Consider the following 16146-nt stretch of genomic DNA (forward strand, 5'->3'; position numbering starts at 1 on the left):
GGGCGGCGACCCATTGGCGGGGACGTTCGGGGAGGCCCTGGTCGATGAGCCGGCGGGCCAGCGCTCGCACGTCGGCGGCGAAGCGTTGGGCGTCGCCGGGGTCGCCGTTCAGGTTGTCCAGGGACACCCGGAAGCCATGCCCACAGGCGGCGCAGAACAGCGCCTCGAACGCCTGCGGCCGCACTTCCACGGTCAGGAAGCGGGCCTGCTGGTCGGCATCGCGGCCATCCGGGGCGTACCAGTAGCCGTAATCTTCCCGCTCCCGACGGCGCGGGCCGGCCACGCACCAGTGCGCCACTTCGTGCAAGGCGCTGCGGAAATAATCCCGGGTATAGCGGATGCGATGGGGCGCGCCGGGCAAATAGACGGGCTCCTCGAAGCCGCCCTCCAGTACCGTGTCATGGTCGGCGTGGAAGGTGTCATGAAACAGCACTTCCAGGTCGACGGCGCGGTGCACCGGCGCTCCGCTTTGCGGTATGGTAGCCGCCCCGTGTCCCAACCCTGGTTCACCATGTCCTTGCATCGTCGTGAATACCTCGCGCAGCTTCGTCTTGCTCTGCCGATCCTCGGCGGCCAGCTGGCGCAAACCGCCAACGGCTTCGTGGATACCGTGATGGCCGGCCGGGTGGGCGCCGCCGATCTGGCGGCGGTGGCGGTGGGCGCCAGCATCTGGGTACCGCTGTTTCTGTTCATGACCGGGGTACTGACCAGCGCCACGCCGGTGCTGGCCCGCCATCTCGGCGGCGCAGCTTACCACCGGGTCAACCCGCTGGCCCAGCAGGGTCTGTGGCTGGCATTGGGGCTGGGGCTGCTGTGCGCCCTGATTCTGCGTTCCATGGCGCCGGTGCTGCACCTGATGGACGTGGACCCGGCGATCCGCCCGCTGGCCCAGGGCTACCTGGACGCGCTCAGTTGGGGCATGCCCGGCGCCGCCGTGCTGCTGGCCCTGCGCAGCTACACCGAGGCCATGAACCACACCCGCCCGGTGCTGCTGATCAGCCTGGCCGGGCTGCTGATCAATATCCCCGCCAACTACCTGCTGATTTACGGCAAGCTGGGCCTGCCCGCCCTGGGCGGCGTGGGCTGCGGTTGGGCCACCAGCCTGGTGATGTGGTCCATGGCGCTGATGATGGGCGGCTACATCAAGCGCCACCCGATCTATCGCCCAGCCCGGTTGACCCTGCGTCAACGGTACTGGGAGCCGGCCAGCCTGGGCTACCTGCTGCGCCTGGGCATGCCGGTGGGGCTGTCGATTTTCTTCGAGGTGAGCATCTTCTCGGTGATCGCCCTGCTGATCAGCCGGCTGGGGCCGGAGACCGTGGCCGGCCACCAGATCGCCCTGAATTTCACCTCGCTGGTGTTCATGCTGCCGCTCAGTTTCGCCATCGCCGCCACCGTCCGCGTGGGCCACGCCCGGGGCGGCGGCCGGGGCGATGCCCTGGCCGTGGCGGTGCGCTGCTCGTTGCTGATCACCGCCGCCATCGGCCTGGTCGCCGGCCTGCTGCTGATGCTGACCCGCACCTGGATTCCCCATATCTACACCGACAATCCGCGGATCATCGAGCTGGCCGCCCATCTGCTGCTGTTCGCCGGCCTGTATCAGATCTCCGATGCGGTGCAGGTCAGCGCCAACGGCTGCCTGCGCGGCTTCGAGGACACCGCCTGGCCGATGGTGATGACCCTGTTCGCCTATTGGGGCGTGGGGCTGCCGCTGGGCTATGTGCTGGGCCTCACCGACCGGTTGGTGCCGGCCATGGGCCCGGCGGGTTTCTGGATCGGCCTGGTGGCCGGCCTCACCACCGCCGCCGTGTTGCTGTCGCTGCGGCTGCGCTGGCGGCTGCGGCAGCCGTTGCCGTCGCCATTGCCGGGCAAGGCGATCGCGACTGAAGTCGCTCCTACAAGCAGTGTGTAGGAGCGACTTCAGTCGCGATACGACGGCGAAAGAACGCATCCTCCATTGCATCCTTTTCCCATATGCGGATAATAACGATTCTTATTTAATCCTGGCGTCGGGGATGCCATGTCCAAAATTTCTTCCCAACGGCTCGCCGGCTCGCCGCGTCTGGGCGTGGCCCTGCGTGCCCTGTTCGCCGTGTTCGGCGGCTACGGGCTGGCGGCGGCGAGCGCCACCGCAATGGCCCTGTGGCTGCCGATGACGCGAGCGGATGCGGTGATTACCGGCACCCTGCTGTCGTTCCTGGTGTACGCGGTGGCGGTGCTGTGGGCCTTCAGCGCCCGCAGCGTGGCCCGGGCCGGGGCCGGCATTCTGATTCCGGCGGCGCTGTGCGCCGCGTTGGCCTGGCTGGGGGGCGCATGAAGGGCGGACTACGACAATCCATGGCCTGGCTGCACACCTGGAGCGGGCTGCTGCTGGGCTGGCTGCTGGTGGCCATTTTCATCACCGGCACCAGCGCCTACTTCCGCGACGAAATCTCTTTCTGGATGGCGCCGGAACTGCACCAGTCGGTGGCCTCGGAAGCCACCCCGCAACTGGCCTGGGCCCGCCTCGGCGAACAGGCCCCGGACGCCCGCGCCTGGGACATCATCCTGCCCCAAGACCGCTCACCGGTGGCGGAGCTGCGCTGGCAACCGGACACCCCGGAGGCCGCCGAGGGCGGCCGCCGGCGCGGCGAGCGGGCGGAGATGGACGCCGGCACCGGCCAGATCCTGGAACCCCGCGCCAGCCGTGGCGGCGACTTCCTGTACCGGTTCCACTTCGAGCTGTACGGGGTGCCGCGCATCTGGGCGCGCTGGCTGGTGTGCGTGGCCACCATGATGATGCTGGTGGCGATCATTAGCGGCGTCATCACCCACAAAAAAATCTTCAAGGATTTCTTCACCTTCCGGCCGGGCAAGGGCCAGCGCTCCTGGCTGGACGCGCACAACGCCACCGCCGTGCTGGCGTTGCCGTTCCACTTCATGATCACCTATTCCGGGCTGCTGATCTTCATGATCCTGCTGATGCCCTGGGGCTTCAACGCCGCCTACGAGGACGGCTGGCGCGGTTTCTTCAATGAGGTGTTTCCCCGCCAGGAGCAAAGCGCCAACGCCGGCGCCCCGGCCGCCATGGTCGGCGATATCCTGCCCCTGGTGAACCGCGCCGAGGCCCGTTTCGGGCAGCCGGCGCAGCGCATCAGCGTGAGCTGGCCGAACCGGGACAACGCCCGCATCGAGATCAGCACCGCCAAGGAACCGGCGCTCACCGAACGGCGCCGGGGCGGCAGCCCCACCCTGGTGTTCGACGGCCGGGGCGAACTGCTGGAAACCCGGCCCGGGCCACCGGACGACGCCGCCCCGGCGCGCATCTACAACCTGATGGTGAACCTGCATCTGGCGCACTTCGCCGACCCGGCCACCCGCTGGTTGTTCTTCCTGTTCGGCCTGGTCGGTTCGGCCATGGCGGTGACCGGCATGTTGCTGTGGGTGTCCAAACGCAGCCAGCAACTGCGCGGCCGGGAACCGGGTTTCAACCTGCGTCTGGTGAACGGTTTGAACATGGCCGCCATCACCGGCCTGCTGATCGCCATGGCGGTCTACTTCGCCGCCAACCGGCTGCTGCCGGCGGCCCTGGAAGGCAGGGAAAGCTGGGAGATCCGCGCCTTCTTCCTGGCCTGGCTGGCGACCCTGATCCACGCGCTGTGGCGGCCGCACCGGCGCGGCTGGCTGGAGCAACTGGCGGCCCTGGCGGCACTCTGGCTGGCGGTGCCGGTGATTGATCTGGCCACCACCGACAGCCATCTGTTCAGCGCCATCGCCTGGCGCCACGGCGCCCTGGCCGCCTTCGACCTGGTGTGTCTGGGCATGGCGGCGGGCGCCGGCTACGCGTTCTGGCGGGTGGCCGGCCCCCCCCCGGCGCGCAAACCGGCCCGGGCCAGCCGGCCCCGCCGCGCCACCGCCGGAGAATCCTCATGACGCTGCTGCCGCTGACTTGGACCCTGGGCTACGCCGGGCTCACCGCCCTGTCGCTGGCCATGAAGCGCCACCACGAAGCGGTGCTCGGCCGCAAAGCCTCCGAAGCGCGGCTGCGTGCCTTCCGGGTGTTGGGCTGGGCGCTGCTGGCGGCCATGACCGCCGGCTGCCTGGCGATCTGGCCCACCGGCTTGGCGCTATGGATGGCGTTCGGCATGGTGGCCTTCGCCGGGCTGCCGCTGGTGTTCCTGATACCCTACCGGCCGCGCCTGGCGGCGCGGCTGGCGGTGGGGTTGCCGGTGGTTGCCGCCGTGGCCGGGTGGGTGGTTGGCTGAGGACGACCGCTGATGATCGTGGATCGCGACTGAAGTCGCTCCTACAGCATTCTTCGGGTGGCACCTGGGCTGTTAGAATGTTGTAGGAGCGACTTCAGTCGCGATCAAAGACGCCACCAAAAAACAAACCTCACCCCCGCACAGCCCCACCCACATCCGGCCAGCATTCCGTGGCCAACAGCCAACGATAATACCCATCGCTTAACCAGGGCCGGCCGCTGAGCAAATGGTTCAGATACCAGCGCTCCGGCAGCACCGTGTCGCTTTGCCAATGGTCGTTGGCGATGTACACCCAGGTGTCGATGTCGCCCTCGTCGGCGCGCACCGTCATGGCGTGGCGGCGGTAGCGCTCCGGGTGGCCCTCGAACGGGTCCATGCGAGCGATTTCGTCGGCGCTCACCAGCTCGTAAAGCACCCCCTCCACACCGCCGCCGGCGTCCGGCACGATATTGGCGTAGGCCCTGCCGTCGCGGCCATTGGCGCGTTTGTTGAAAGCCAGCCTCCAGCCTTCCAGAAAGCCGGCCAGGCTGCGCCGGTAGCGCATGCCGCGGCTGGCCATGCGCGCCGGATTCATATTGGAACCGTAGGCGAAGTAATAAGTGGTCATGGGGCCGGATTGTAACGCCCCACTTCAAACAACGCTTGCGCCGCTTCCGCCGAGCGTCTAGTGTCAATTTGGAACGTCGGAATAACTCATGCGTGAGCACGCCGGCAGCGAGCGTCTACGTATCAGTTATTCCGCAGTTCCTTGGTCGGCTTGCGCGGAGGCGCTTATGGCAAACCGGCGTGACCCTCGCGGCAATAACGTATTGCCGTTCACCCCCCGACGGCGGGCATCGCTTCCGCCGATTCTGCGACTCTCACCGGAGTACGACGGCATGGAGTTGCTCTATGCCAACGATCAACACCCGGACACCCTCTTTTCCATCAAGATCCTCGCCTGGGCAAGGCGCGATGACGGCGAAACCGTGGCCGTGGTGCCCTGGCTCAAGGAGCTGGTCACCGCCACCGATCTGGCGGACCCGCTCAACGGGCGCTGGGAGGGCTACCGCCTGCCCGACAGCGATTATCTGTTCCGCGACGCCCCACCGCACAAGGTCCGCGAACTGGACGCGGCGGTGGAGTTTTTTGGCCGGCCCGACGGCGACGGGCTGATTCAGGAGATCCCGGACACCATCGGCACCCACGCGGTGTTTTCCGAGGATCAGTTCGAAACCCTCAGCCTCACCGAGGTGGTGAGCTGGCGGCTGTACGGCGACGGCACCACCAAAGCCATGGTGGCCGACGAGGAGGCGGTCACCCAAACCCCGGTGTTACCCGGCGACGGCTGCCTGTGCCCGGCCCAGGAAGAACCGGACTTCCGCTACTTCTTCCAGCACGGCATCGCCAACCGGCTGAAAGACCACGACCCGGAAGCCCTGGCGGCCATCGCCATGCTGGCCACCCGCAACTGACCGGCGCCGCCCGGCCGGGTCACAGCGCCGGCCGGTAGCCGTCGGCGGCCGGGCCGTCGTCGCCCTCGACGCGGGGGCGGGCCATGCCCCGCGCCAGGGCCAGCAGCAGCATCTGGTCGCGCCGCGACACGGCGCCGAACAGCCGCATCATGGCGCGCAGCCGCTTGGTCAGCGCACTGGTGGGCAACTGGGTGGTGGCGTTTTCCCAATGTTCCACCTGGGTGAGAAAGTCCACCACGCCCAGCTCCATGGCCGCGCAGATGCGCGTCAGCCGCTGAAAGCTCACGTCCTGGACATTGCGCTCCACCCGGGACAAATTGCCGGCGTCGGTACCGCACAGATCCGCGACCTGCTTCAAAGTCGCTCCCCGCGCCAGCCGCTGGCGCTTCAAACCCGCCCCGATGTCCATGTCGCTCTCCTCTTCTTGGTGATTTCCACGGTATTGAGCTTTGCTTGATTCGCAAAGGTTCGCTCTGCACGTCTGGCGAATCAATAGAAAAAATCGCAAAAGTTCGGACTTTTTGACGGAGGCGGGAAAAAGCGGGCTAAAGAGGCGGGCTTACTCGACCAGGGAAGCGTCGGAATCGTCGAGCCGGCGACGACCGTGTATCACTGCCAAAACGGCCACTTCGTCTTCAGCTACCCGATATATCAAGCGGTAGCTGTAAATAAACCGCTCTCGAACGTCCGGCAGGCCCCAATCAGGAACAATGCGGCCCCGATTCGGGTGCTCCGCCAGGGTATCGGACACCTCGATGATCTTGTTGACCACGGCTTCGGCGTAAAAGGGGGAGTCCTCCGCGATGTAGTCGGCGATACCGCGGAGATCATTGAGGGCGGCGGGAGACCAAGTTACCGGGTAAACCATTGCTGAACGTGTTCTTTCACTTCCTGCTGGGGAATACCGCCCTCCTCCTCATGGCGACGGATACCGTTCCGGATTTTCTTCAAAACGTAGAGGTGGTACTCAATGTCCTCCAACGTGGCGTCATCCGGCAGCTGGCCCAGCATGCGTTCCACGTCCTGCTTTGCGGTCTGCATATGCGACTCCTGTATGGTCGTCATCCCTTCCCCTGATTAGTCATGATAGCGAAAGCGTCCCCCGCCCGATATGGTTCAGCCGCGGCCGGCGAAGAAGGCGCGCAGCACCTCCGGGAAGCTGAGGCCCACCAGCAACACGGTGCGGGCGGCGCCGTCGGGGCTGCCGATGCCGCGCTCCCAGCGCTCCAGGGTGGCCAGGTCGATACCCAGCAGCCGCGACAGTTGAAAACGGTCCAGGCCGGTCAGCCGCCGCACGGCGGTGAGGTGGGTGCCGTCCAGCTCGGTGTCCAGCGGCAGCCGCGCCAGCTCCGTGCGGCTGTGCTCCAGCAAACGATCCACCCAGGTCTCCGTGGGACCCGGGGCGCGGGGGCGGTAGGGGGTGCGATCCTCCGACATGGTGGTTTCCGTGGCTGCACAGGCGTAACGCCAGGATGGGCGCAACAGCGGCGGTTAGGGAAGACGAGATCGGAGTTTTGCGCTGTAGGTGATTGCTTACAACGTTGTAGGAGAATGTTGATCGCGGTTGATCGCGGCTGAAGCCGCTCCTACAGGAGCGACGGAGCCCCTGTAGGAGCGGCTTCAGCCGCGATCAGCCCCGATCAGGCCGGCGCCGCCGGCCGCCCCACCCGGCTCAAACACTGGGTCATCAGGTGGTCGATCACCTTGTGCGGGTGGCCCATCAGAAAACCCCGGGCCGGCGCGATCCAATGCAGCGGCGCCTCCAGCAACCCGCCCAGGGCATCCACATAGGCGTCGTTGTCCGCCGCCGGCAAATAGCCCCGGGCCAGGGAGCGCTCCAACACCGCGGTGCCGGCGAACAGCATGCCCTCGTCGCGCCACAGCAGCGCCTGGTGATCCGGCGCCTGGCCCGGCAACGGCATCAGGGTCAGCTCGAAACCGGCGCAACGGAACGCCCGCCCGGCCCCCGGCCGCTGGTCCGCGTCCGCCTGCAGCCCGATCACCGTGGCGCCGGTGGCCGCGCGCAGGGCCGCCAGGGCGCTCCGCTGATCCGTGGGCCGGGTGGTCAGCACCGTGGTGCGGCGCCCGGCGCAGGCCGCCACCAGGCGCTCCAGATGACCGCCCTGCCCCGGCCCCGGGTCCACCAGCACCACCTCATCGCCCCGGCGCAGCAGATAGCTGTTGAACCCGGGCCCGTCCTGCTCATGCTCGGCGGTGAGCCGCCACAGCTGCTCGCCCAGGCGCACCCACTCCCCCGGCTCGATGGCGGCGCGGGCCTGGCCCCGGCCCTCCGGGTCCAGCTTCACCAGCTCGTCGTAGGCCGGCCGCCCCGGCTCCACATACACCGTCTCGCCGCGCTTCAGCGCCGGCCACGGCCGGGTGGGAAACGCCTTGGGCCGCTGCTCGCGGGCGTAGCGCAGCACCGCCTCCACCGAATCGAACTCGGCCAGCTTGCGCAGCACCGCGATGGTCGGCGTGGCGAACTCCCGGCGCCCCGCGCGACGGTCCCGCAGCGCCTGATCCGGCGTCAGCCAGCAATGGTCGATGGTCTCCTGGCCGTCGTGCCCGGGCACCTGACCGGGGGGCGCCTCGGCGGCGAAAAAGCGGGTGTCGAAGCGGCGCGGCGGCCCGGGCGGGGTCACCCAATGGTCCAGGTAGGCGATACGATCCAGCGCCAGGGTCAGCCCGTGCTCGCCGCACACCGCCGACAGCCCCAGCTGCCCCGCCGCCACCGCGTGGCGCGCCAACAGGGCCGGATGGTCCGCCCCCAGCCAGCCACCGCCACCGTCCCGGGCCAGCAGCAACCCGGCCTCCTCGAAACTCTCGCGCAGCGCCGCCACCAGATAACCCAGGCCGCCCTCCTCCACGCCCAACAGCGCATTAGCGGAAGCCGCATCGTGGCCGTGCACCGCCAGATTCCCGGCCAGGTGCTGGTCGTCCAGATCCACCGCGCCGCCGGGAAACACATAGAACCCGGGCATGAACACGGCTTCGTGGGTGCGCTGGAGCATCAGAACCTGCATCCCCGCGTCCGTATCGCGGAGCAGAGCCAGGGTGGAAGCGGGACGTGGTTGCATAGGGCTTTTCTTATTCTCGGAATGGGATTTCACCAATGACCATACCGCGAATCCGCGGGCAACAGGAAGCCTTGCCGGTTTTCTAACGACGCGATTTTCGCTGTAAGCGAAGACGGCCTTTCGCCTTGATCGCCGCCACGTCCAGCGGCTTGGCGTGACCGCGCTCATTCACGCGGGTGCTCCTCGGACCCAAGCTTGCGATGAGGAAGCACCACGGTCTCCACAAGCGGTTTCGACAAAGGGGGATTGGCCAAGCCGCCTAGCGGCAGGTGTCGCCCCGGGCGGGGCGGATCAGGTCACCGGGCCGGACGCCGTGGCGCTGGAAGAAGCCGGCGTTGACCTCCAGGGCCTGGTGGTAGCCCTGGCCGGGACGGTACACCGGGCACAGGAAGGCGTGGCGGCTTTCACAGGGGGACATGGTCTGGATATCGACAATGCGACCGTCGCCATCCAGGAAGGCAATATCCAGGGGAATGAGGGTACGGTACATGTAGAACCCCTGCTCCGCCGTGGCCGGCGGGTCGAACCGAAACAACATGCCGGCATCCGCCGCCAGTTGCTCGCGCTCCATCAAACCCCGGCCGCGCTGCTCCGGGGTGGCGGCCACCTCGGCGCGCACCGGCGCCCGAAGGTCGCCCAGGCACAAAAAAACCGTCGGAAGTGGGTGCGCCGGCGTCACTTCCGGGGTAAATAAAAAGACCGCTAATATCCCCGTTTTGATTTTTCCAAGGGGGAGCATTTCAGCGCGCTCTCTCGCAAACCCGCACGCCACGGGGGCTGACGCCGGAAAACCAGGGTTCACTGCGCCAATAGATCAATATCATTTACCAAAACCTACCGTTCGTCGGATTTTTGATACCGCTTGTCGGTGAACCTCTTATCAACCAAGAAGCGTAAGCCATTGAATTTATTAGGATTAGCGTACCACGAGGGGCCCTGTTTTCGTCACGGAAAAACAGCCTTTTCGAAAAAGGCCGTTCTCCAATACGCAATTATGGATTAGGGTTTATGAACCGTGCAAAAACGCGCGGGATCAAAGCGGGACGGAGTTCCCGTGGAGAATAAATTGAATAAGGACTTTCATATCACTCGAAAATAACAAGACGTTCCCGGTATATGAGGCTTTTTAAGCCCCGCGGCGCCGGCACAGGGAAAGGCCCGCCGCGCCAGCTTTTTCAGCCCCGCAAGACCCGGACACCGAGGAGATCCCGATGATACTCCGAAGTAGAGACTCTCATATCCGACCCTCCCAGCGTTTGCTGCGCAGTACCAGTCGGAAAAACATCACGAACAACCCGTAGTCCCGGCCGCGGAGGGCTCCCATGCCCGAATACGGCCAGATCCGGGAACAACGTCGGCGAGCAGAGCAGAACCCGAATGCTGGCCCTCCGGCGCCCAGGATCGTCAATAACAATAGAGGACAGACAGGAAGGAGATGATTATGGCTGGCACGGATCGCTTATTGCTTGCTGATGTACCCCATCATGTGCTGCGTAAAGCCCGCAAGGGCGAACAGGTGTTTCACGACAAGGCGGATTACCGGCATTTCATTAGCCAAATCCGTGACCTGCGTCATACCTACCAGGTCGAAGTGCACGCCTGGACGCTGCTCCCCGACCGCTTTCATATGGTCGCCACGCCCTACGGAAACCCGGACAACCTGGGCGTCTTCATCAAATCACTGACCTGTCGAGCCTCCCTGCGGCGGCGCGGCCTGTATGGCCAGAAATCCCCCTGGGAAGCGCGCTTCCGCGCCAGCCCGGTGGAGCCGGGCAACTGGCTGATGGCTTGCATCAGTTATGTGGAGCGCCTGCCGGTGGAGCAAAATCTGGCAAGCAGTGCCTACCACTACCAGAACAGCAGTTACCGCATGCGTCTTGGCAAGACCGACCAGTACTGGCTGGACGATCCGGAAGAGTACGCGCGCCTGGGCGACGACATCCCGGAACGGGCGAACGCCTTCCGCACTTACATGCGCAACGGTCTGGACGAAAAAGAAGTGGAAATGATCAACACCGCGCTGTACCGCAATCGCCTGACCGGGTCGCAGCGGTTCGTGGAGTTCGTCTACAAGAAGTACGGCATCCTGGTGCTGAACCGGGGCCCGGGCCGGCCGCGGCGGAAGAAAAACCCGGACGACTTCTCCAACGACAACAACAGATAGAACCAACCAACGCCAGGTGCTCCGCGGCCTCCGCCGGGGGGCACCGCCCCTCAACCTCCCGGCGTCACGCTCACACTTTTCAGATCATCCGGAAAATAGAACGAGAACTCCTCGCCCGTCTCTCTACGAACCAGCACGCTGGCCCGATACCGGTCCTTGAACGAGAGCCACACCAGATAGTCGCTGTGGTACTCGCCCACCGGATAGCCGTTCACCGCCACGATGGTATCACCCGGCTTAACACCGACCTCCTCGGTGCCACTCTTGGGAAAGCCCTCGCCCACCAGATAGCCATCCGGCGCGTCGTCACTGACCGGCGTCAGATCCATCTTGTTCATGAAGTCCACCACCTGCCAGGGCAATTTGGGATGGTCAGGCTCAACCGGCCCCGTCTCGACACTAGATGTCGTGGAGCCGCCCCCCATGGACGGAATGCGCAAGGTAATCTGCCGGCCATTGCGATAGATCAGCACTTCCGACGGCTGTATGGCCGTGAGTACGCCGCCGTCCGGCAATACGCCCCCCACACGATACTGGCCGGCGCCATGACCTTCGGTGCTGATCACCGCCGACGCCAGCGGGCTGTTGGCCTGAAAAATGGCCAGCAGGGCCAGCGTCTGCTCGTCGGGCATTTTCAACGGCGTAACCGGCTTTGCCGGCACGGTGCTCGGCGGCGACATCGATGGCGCCGACGCGCCGGACTCCGGTGGCGCCGTTACAGCCGCCCGCGGCGTCTCTTCAGGCGCATTGTCCGTGCCATTATTCCCTTTGACGTAAAAGAAAATAATGAATGAAAAAATTAACGCCAGCAGAAACAAGCATTTAAGAGCGATCTTCTGACTTATCATAGGCACCCGAAAAAAATCCGTGTCATCCAACGTGTTTTACAAGGAACTTAAATAATATATACCTCTCTTTATTGAGGACAACACGGAGAACGACACCAGCAACACGTTCGAACACATCAGCCTGATATCAAAACGATATCCAACAAAACAATCAGGAGGAAAAATGAGGACTCTTACCCTCGGCGCCCTGTCCTTGGTGTTCCTTGCGGGGTGCAGCCACAACCCGACCGCCACCGGCACCGCCCCGGAGCTGGAAACCACCCAGCAAAAAGCCTCGTACGCCGCCGGCATGTTCCTGGGCGGGCAGCTTGAAAACAGCCTGGCCCAAAACGATCTGGACACGGACCTGTTCCTGCTGGCGCTGCAGGACAAACTGAAGGGCAATGAGCTGCTGCTCGATGAGGAAACCGCCAGCGAGGCCTCTGGCGCTTATCAGAAAGAAGTCACCGCACGGCAGGAGGAGCTGAAACGCAAGGCCATCGAGCGCAACGCGGCGGCCGGCCGGGCTTTCCTGGAGAAAAACAAGCAACGCCCGGGCGTGAAAACCATGGAAAGCGGCCTCCAGTATGAGGTCCTGAAAGCCTCCGAGGGCGGCGCCAGCCCGAAACCCGGCGATGCGGTGCGCGTGAACTACGCCGGCGTGCTGATCGACGGCAGCTTCGTGGAGAGCACCCTGGCCCGCGGCGAGCCCGTGCGCATGAACATGGGCGTGCTGATACCCGGCTGGCAGCAGGCGCTGCTGCACATGAAGGAAGGCGACAAATGGCGCATTTTCTTGCCGCCGGAGCTGGCCTATGGGGAGCAGGGCCGCGGCCAGGAAGTTCCGCCGCAATCCACCCTGATCTACGAACTGGAACTGGTCGAAGTGATCGACAGAAGCTGATAACCACCATTGGAAGGGGGCACACCCATGAGACCATATCACTCTATTCTGAACGTTCTGTTTATCGCGCTGGTCCTCCCCGGCCTGGCCACGGCGGATCTCCGTGAGCGGGTGGCGGAAGCCCTGGCGGTCACCAACCCGAACCTGAGCGTGGAAAGCATCAGCGACAGCCCGGTGGAGGGCATCAAGGAAATCAAGCTGAGCAACGGCAAGTTCATCTATGGCTCGCCGGACAGCGACCACGTCTTCTCCGGTCGGCTGATGGTGTTCTCCGACGACACCCTGGTGGACCTGACCGAACGGCGGGAAAAGGAAGACCGGGCCGAAATGCTGCAGGCGGTGAATCCAGGCACCACCATCACCTACCCCGCCAACGGCGAGGAGAAGTACGAAATCTACGTGTTCACCGACACCACCTGCCCCTACTGCAAGAAATTCCACGCCCATATGGACGAGATGAACCAGCAGGGTATCACCGTGCACTACCTGGCACTGCCGCGTTCGGGCATCAACACCCCGGTAGCCCACGATCTGGCCAAAATCTGGTGCGCGGAAGACCCCCAGGCGGCCCTGGACGACGCCTTCGCCGGTCAGCCTTTTACCCAGAAAGTCATGCCCTGCCGCGCACCCGTGGCCGACCAGTACGAGATGGCGCAGACCCTGGGCGTGAGCGGCACCCCCTCGGTGTTCAGCCCGGACGGCCGCAACCTGGGCGGCTATATGTCGCCGAAAGAAGTCATTGCCGGGATTAAGGACACCGCCAGCATGAATTGATTAAAACGCTATGGCCCGCATTCTCTTCCCCAACGTGCGGGCCTTTTTTATCTTTCTGAGAAACCGTTCACTTCTCTCTTTTAAGTAGCCCCTCACAGGGAAAACACCGTTTTCCCCTGCTTTTTAAAAGCGGCACCTCCACATCCCGGGTCACAAGAAGAACGTTAAGTCTCTGAATGTAAAGAAAATGCTAAAAATACCGAAACGCTGGCCATTTTAAACGCAAGCCTCCGTAAAAAATCCTTGCTACGTTGAACTGGCGGTACAAACCGCAGTATCCGACATACAAACAATTACGGAGACTCATCATGAAGACGAAACTTCTTCTCTCAGCAGTTCTCGGCGTGGCCGCCTGGTCACTGTCCAGCATGGCGGCAGCGGACTGGGACACCGGCCCCTGCCCGGGCGGCAGCAGCGCCCCCTGTATCGAAGCCGTGGTTAATGGCACCACCTACCACTTCAACGGCACGGGCGACCATGCCGGCGAATGGCACGGCCTGCCGACCACCGGTGCGGACTTCGAGTTCGTAGGCGATAGCGTGGAGCTCGGCTGTAGCGGCATCAATCTGGACTGTACCCTGACCCTCGGCGGTAAAGTGCAGAAGTGTCAGGACTCCAACGGTGACTGGCGCATCGGCGTGCAGGTTAACTCCTCCAACGTGTCCGGTGGCTTCCTGTGTAGCACCGTAGTTCTGGGCGGTTTCCCCTGGTACTCACGAGACGCAAGCCTGGCGAACCACTGCCCGTTCGAGGACGATTGCGACAGCTTCATTCCGTATGACCCGAGCGCTACTACCTACAGCGGCAATTTCGGCGCCATCGATATCAGCGTCCTGGGCAGCAGCCGAGTAAGCGGTGGCCACGTTCACGGCGTTACCTTCACTCCGGGTACCGGCGCAACCTTCTCCTTCGCGTCTCAATTCTATGACTGCGACGACGATGAGCAGGGCTGTGAAGTAACCGGTGACCTGGTCCTGGATAACGCGACTTCCCTGGATATCCAGTAACAAGAACCACAGCAATATTGGCGACAGCGCCTGGTCCCCCAGCGGCCAGGCGCTGGACGCCTTCTCTCCCCGCCCCGGCCCACCGGGGCATTTTTCATGGTGGGCTTACCTGAAAGATCAAGGAGATAAAAACTATGAAAAGGAAAATTCTACTCTCAGTATTGCTCACCGCGGCTACCTGGTCGCTGTCCAGCCTTGCAACTGCGGGCTGGGACACCGGCCCGTGCCCCGGCGGAGGTACGGCGCCCTGCATCGAAGCTGAGGTAAGCGGAACCACCTATCACTTCAACGGCTCCGGCGACCACGCTGGAGAATGGCACGGCCTCCCAACCACTGGCGAAGACTTTGAGTTTAGCGGAGTATCAGAGTGGAGCTGCCGCGGCTTGGACTTCGACTGCACCTGGACATGGGGAGCCAAAATAAAAAAATGCATGGATAGCAGCGGAGATTGGCGCATCGGGCTAAAAGTGGGCTCGAATAATGTCTCTGGCGGCTTCGGATGCAGCTCATTCGCCCTGGCTGGCTTTCCCTGGTACACAAAGAATCCAATTTCCAGCAGCGTCCACTGCCCTTTCCAAGACAGCTGTGACGATTTCGTTCCTTATGACAGTAACTCGTCAAACTACGCCGTCGAACTGGGCTCGATCGACTTGGCCATCTTTGGAATACCACTTGTTTCCGATGGGCACCTTCAAGGCGTTATTTTCACTCCGGGCACCGGTGCAAACTTCGCTTTTAGTTCGGATCTCTACGGCTGCGACGGAAGTGAAGGGGATTGTTACGTACAAGGTGATCTGACTGTAACCAACGCTACCTCTCTGGATATCCACTAACCGGAGCGACCACGGCAATGGCGCCGGCTCTGATCGATTACGCAATCCACCGCCTGTGGTCTTCTAGTTTCGCACCAGCCAGCCGGGGCATTTTCCCGGCTGGCCTGTCTGAATCATCAAGGAGATAAAACCATGAAAAGGAAAATTCTACTCTCAGTATTGCTCACCGCGGCTACCTGGTCGCTGTCCAGCCTTGCAACTGCGGGCTGGGACACCGGCCCGTGCCCCGGCGGAGGTACGGCGCCCTGCATCGAAGCTGAGGTAAGCGGAACCACCTATCACTTCAACGGCTCCGGCGACCACGCTGGAGAATGGCACGGCCTCCCAACCACTGGCGAAGACTTTGAGTTCAGCGGAGCAACGACATGGGGCTGCAACGGCCTGAACGCGAACTGCACCTGGATCTGGGGAGTAAAAATAAAGAAATGCCAGGACCAAAATGACGACTGGCGTATAGGACTCCAAGTTAACTCGGCCAGTATGACTGGCGGCTTTATCTGCGGATTATTGACGTGGAGCGGCTTCCCCTGGTATAGCAAAGATGTGACTAACAGCAGCCACTGCCCTTTTACTGATGACTGCTCTAATTTTACTGCCTACGATGCGACCGCTTCTTCTTATACCAGTAACTTAGGCGCCATTGATCATATTATTTTAGGCGCCGCACCATTTGAAAACGGTCACCTACACGAAGTCGTGTTTAACCCGGGCACTAGCGCAAACTTGGTTTTCGACTCGCAGTTCTATGACTGTGACGATGAGGATCAAGGCTGCTCAATAAACGGGACTCTGACCGTGACAAATGCCACTTCACTGGATATCCAGTAACAACAGCGCAGCAGTCTTGGCGCCAGCGCCCCGG

At 63.4% G+C, this 16146-nt stretch carries 20 protein-coding genes; 11 read left to right on the forward strand and 9 right to left on the reverse strand.

Features of this window, described 5'->3' with window-relative positions; all coding sequences use genetic code 11:
- A partial coding sequence (locus FGS76_RS08925) for an elongation factor P hydroxylase (RefSeq protein WP_138772289.1) occupies positions 1–457 on the reverse strand: 457 nt, incomplete at its 3' end.
- On the opposite strand from FGS76_RS08925, the gene FGS76_RS08930 reads away from it, so the two are divergent.
- The 4 genes from FGS76_RS08930 (at position 422) to FGS76_RS08945 (ending at position 4244) form a co-directional block, all read left to right on the forward strand.
- Positions 422–1912 carry an MATE family efflux transporter gene (locus FGS76_RS08930; protein ID WP_240692479.1) on the forward strand — a complete coding sequence of 497 codons (1491 nt, stop codon included), beginning with the start codon at positions 422–424 and terminating at the stop codon, positions 1910–1912. The genes FGS76_RS08925 and FGS76_RS08930 overlap by 36 nt on opposite strands.
- 108 nt (positions 1913–2020) lie before the next feature.
- A complete protein-coding gene (locus tag FGS76_RS08935; RefSeq protein ID WP_138772290.1) occupies positions 2021–2317 on the forward strand; it encodes a DUF3649 domain-containing protein in 297 nt (98 codons plus the stop codon).
- 20 nt (positions 2318–2337) lie between these two features.
- Positions 2338–3912, forward strand: coding sequence for a PepSY-associated TM helix domain-containing protein (locus FGS76_RS08940; RefSeq protein ID WP_240692480.1), 1575 nt, complete (start codon positions 2338–2340; stop codon positions 3910–3912).
- Positions 3909–4244 (forward strand): DUF3325 domain-containing protein, encoded by a 336-nt coding sequence (locus FGS76_RS08945; protein WP_138772292.1) that lies wholly within the window; start codon positions 3909–3911, stop codon positions 4242–4244. Before FGS76_RS08940 ends, FGS76_RS08945 begins: the two co-directional genes overlap by 4 nt.
- A 130-nt stretch (positions 4245–4374) precedes the next feature.
- Here FGS76_RS08945 and FGS76_RS08950 read toward each other — a convergent pair whose 3' ends face one another.
- Complete coding sequence (locus tag FGS76_RS08950; RefSeq protein WP_138772293.1) at positions 4375–4851, reverse strand: gamma-glutamylcyclotransferase family protein; 477 nt, start codon at positions 4849–4851, stop codon at positions 4375–4377.
- A gap of 166 nt (positions 4852–5017) precedes the next feature.
- Here FGS76_RS08950 and FGS76_RS08955 point away from each other — a divergent pair, with 166 nt between their 5' ends.
- Positions 5018–5698 carry a hypothetical protein gene (locus tag FGS76_RS08955; protein ID WP_138772294.1) on the forward strand — a complete coding sequence of 227 codons (681 nt, stop codon included), beginning with the start codon at positions 5018–5020 and terminating at the stop codon, positions 5696–5698.
- 19 nt (positions 5699–5717) lie between these two features.
- Here FGS76_RS08955 and FGS76_RS08960 read toward each other — a convergent pair whose 3' ends face one another.
- From FGS76_RS08960 to FGS76_RS08985, 6 genes are all read right to left on the reverse strand, one after another.
- Complete coding sequence (locus FGS76_RS08960) at positions 5718–6107, reverse strand: helix-turn-helix domain-containing protein (protein ID WP_138772295.1); 390 nt, start codon at positions 6105–6107, stop codon at positions 5718–5720.
- A 150-nt stretch (positions 6108–6257) separates the two neighbouring features.
- The gene (locus FGS76_RS08965) at positions 6258–6566 is read right to left on the reverse strand and encodes a type II toxin-antitoxin system RelE/ParE family toxin (RefSeq protein WP_138772296.1); all 309 of its coding nucleotides are present in this window, start codon (positions 6564–6566) and stop codon (positions 6258–6260) included.
- On the reverse strand, positions 6551–6739 hold the full coding sequence (locus FGS76_RS08970; protein ID WP_138772297.1) for a hypothetical protein: 189 nt from the start codon (positions 6737–6739) through the stop codon (positions 6551–6553). The genes FGS76_RS08965 and FGS76_RS08970 overlap by 16 nt, the downstream gene beginning before the upstream one ends.
- 75 nt (positions 6740–6814) lie before the next feature.
- On the reverse strand, positions 6815–7135 hold the full coding sequence (locus FGS76_RS08975; protein WP_138772298.1) for a helix-turn-helix domain-containing protein: 321 nt from the start codon (positions 7133–7135) through the stop codon (positions 6815–6817).
- Positions 7136–7338: 203 nt separating this feature from the next.
- Positions 7339–8775, reverse strand: a complete 1437-nt coding sequence (locus FGS76_RS08980; protein ID WP_138772299.1) for an MBL fold metallo-hydrolase — start codon at positions 8773–8775, stop codon at positions 7339–7341.
- 259 nt (positions 8776–9034) lie between these two features.
- Positions 9035–9421: a DUF192 domain-containing protein gene (locus FGS76_RS08985; protein WP_240692481.1), complete on the reverse strand. Its 387-nt coding sequence runs from the start codon at positions 9419–9421 to the stop codon at positions 9035–9037.
- 795 nt (positions 9422–10216) lie between these two features.
- Here FGS76_RS08985 and FGS76_RS08990 point away from each other — a divergent pair.
- The gene (locus tag FGS76_RS08990; protein WP_138772301.1) at positions 10217–10939 is read left to right on the forward strand and encodes a hypothetical protein; all 723 of its coding nucleotides are present in this window, start codon (positions 10217–10219) and stop codon (positions 10937–10939) included.
- 50 nt (positions 10940–10989) lie between these two features.
- Here the strand turns inward: FGS76_RS08990 and FGS76_RS08995 are convergent, their stop codons facing one another.
- Entirely contained in the window at positions 10990–11757 is a 768-nt protein-coding gene (locus FGS76_RS08995) for a type II secretion system protein N (protein ID WP_170214440.1), read from the reverse strand.
- A gap of 193 nt (positions 11758–11950) precedes the next feature.
- Between FGS76_RS08995 and FGS76_RS09000 the strand changes: the two genes are divergently transcribed.
- The 5 genes from FGS76_RS09000 (at position 11951) to FGS76_RS09020 (ending at position 16112) form a co-directional block, all read left to right on the forward strand.
- A complete protein-coding gene (locus tag FGS76_RS09000; protein WP_138772303.1) occupies positions 11951–12670 on the forward strand; it encodes an FKBP-type peptidyl-prolyl cis-trans isomerase in 720 nt (239 codons plus the stop codon).
- 27 nt (positions 12671–12697) lie between these two features.
- Positions 12698–13444 carry a DsbC family protein gene (locus FGS76_RS09005; protein ID WP_138772304.1) on the forward strand — a complete coding sequence of 249 codons (747 nt, stop codon included), beginning with the start codon at positions 12698–12700 and terminating at the stop codon, positions 13442–13444.
- A 308-nt stretch (positions 13445–13752) separates the two neighbouring features.
- On the forward strand, positions 13753–14451 hold the full coding sequence (locus tag FGS76_RS09010) for a hypothetical protein (protein WP_138772305.1): 699 nt from the start codon (positions 13753–13755) through the stop codon (positions 14449–14451).
- A gap of 134 nt (positions 14452–14585) precedes the next feature.
- Positions 14586–15284, forward strand: a complete 699-nt coding sequence (locus FGS76_RS09015; RefSeq protein WP_138772306.1) for a hypothetical protein — start codon at positions 14586–14588, stop codon at positions 15282–15284.
- Positions 15285–15416: 132 nt separating this feature from the next.
- The gene (locus tag FGS76_RS09020; RefSeq protein WP_138772307.1) at positions 15417–16112 is read left to right on the forward strand and encodes a hypothetical protein; all 696 of its coding nucleotides are present in this window, start codon (positions 15417–15419) and stop codon (positions 16110–16112) included.
- Positions 16113–16146: the final 34 nt, after the last annotated feature.

The organism is Alloalcanivorax gelatiniphagus (genome assembly GCF_005938655.1).
In the GTDB taxonomy this organism is placed as follows: domain Bacteria; phylum Pseudomonadota; class Gammaproteobacteria; order Pseudomonadales; family Alcanivoracaceae; genus Alloalcanivorax; species Alloalcanivorax gelatiniphagus.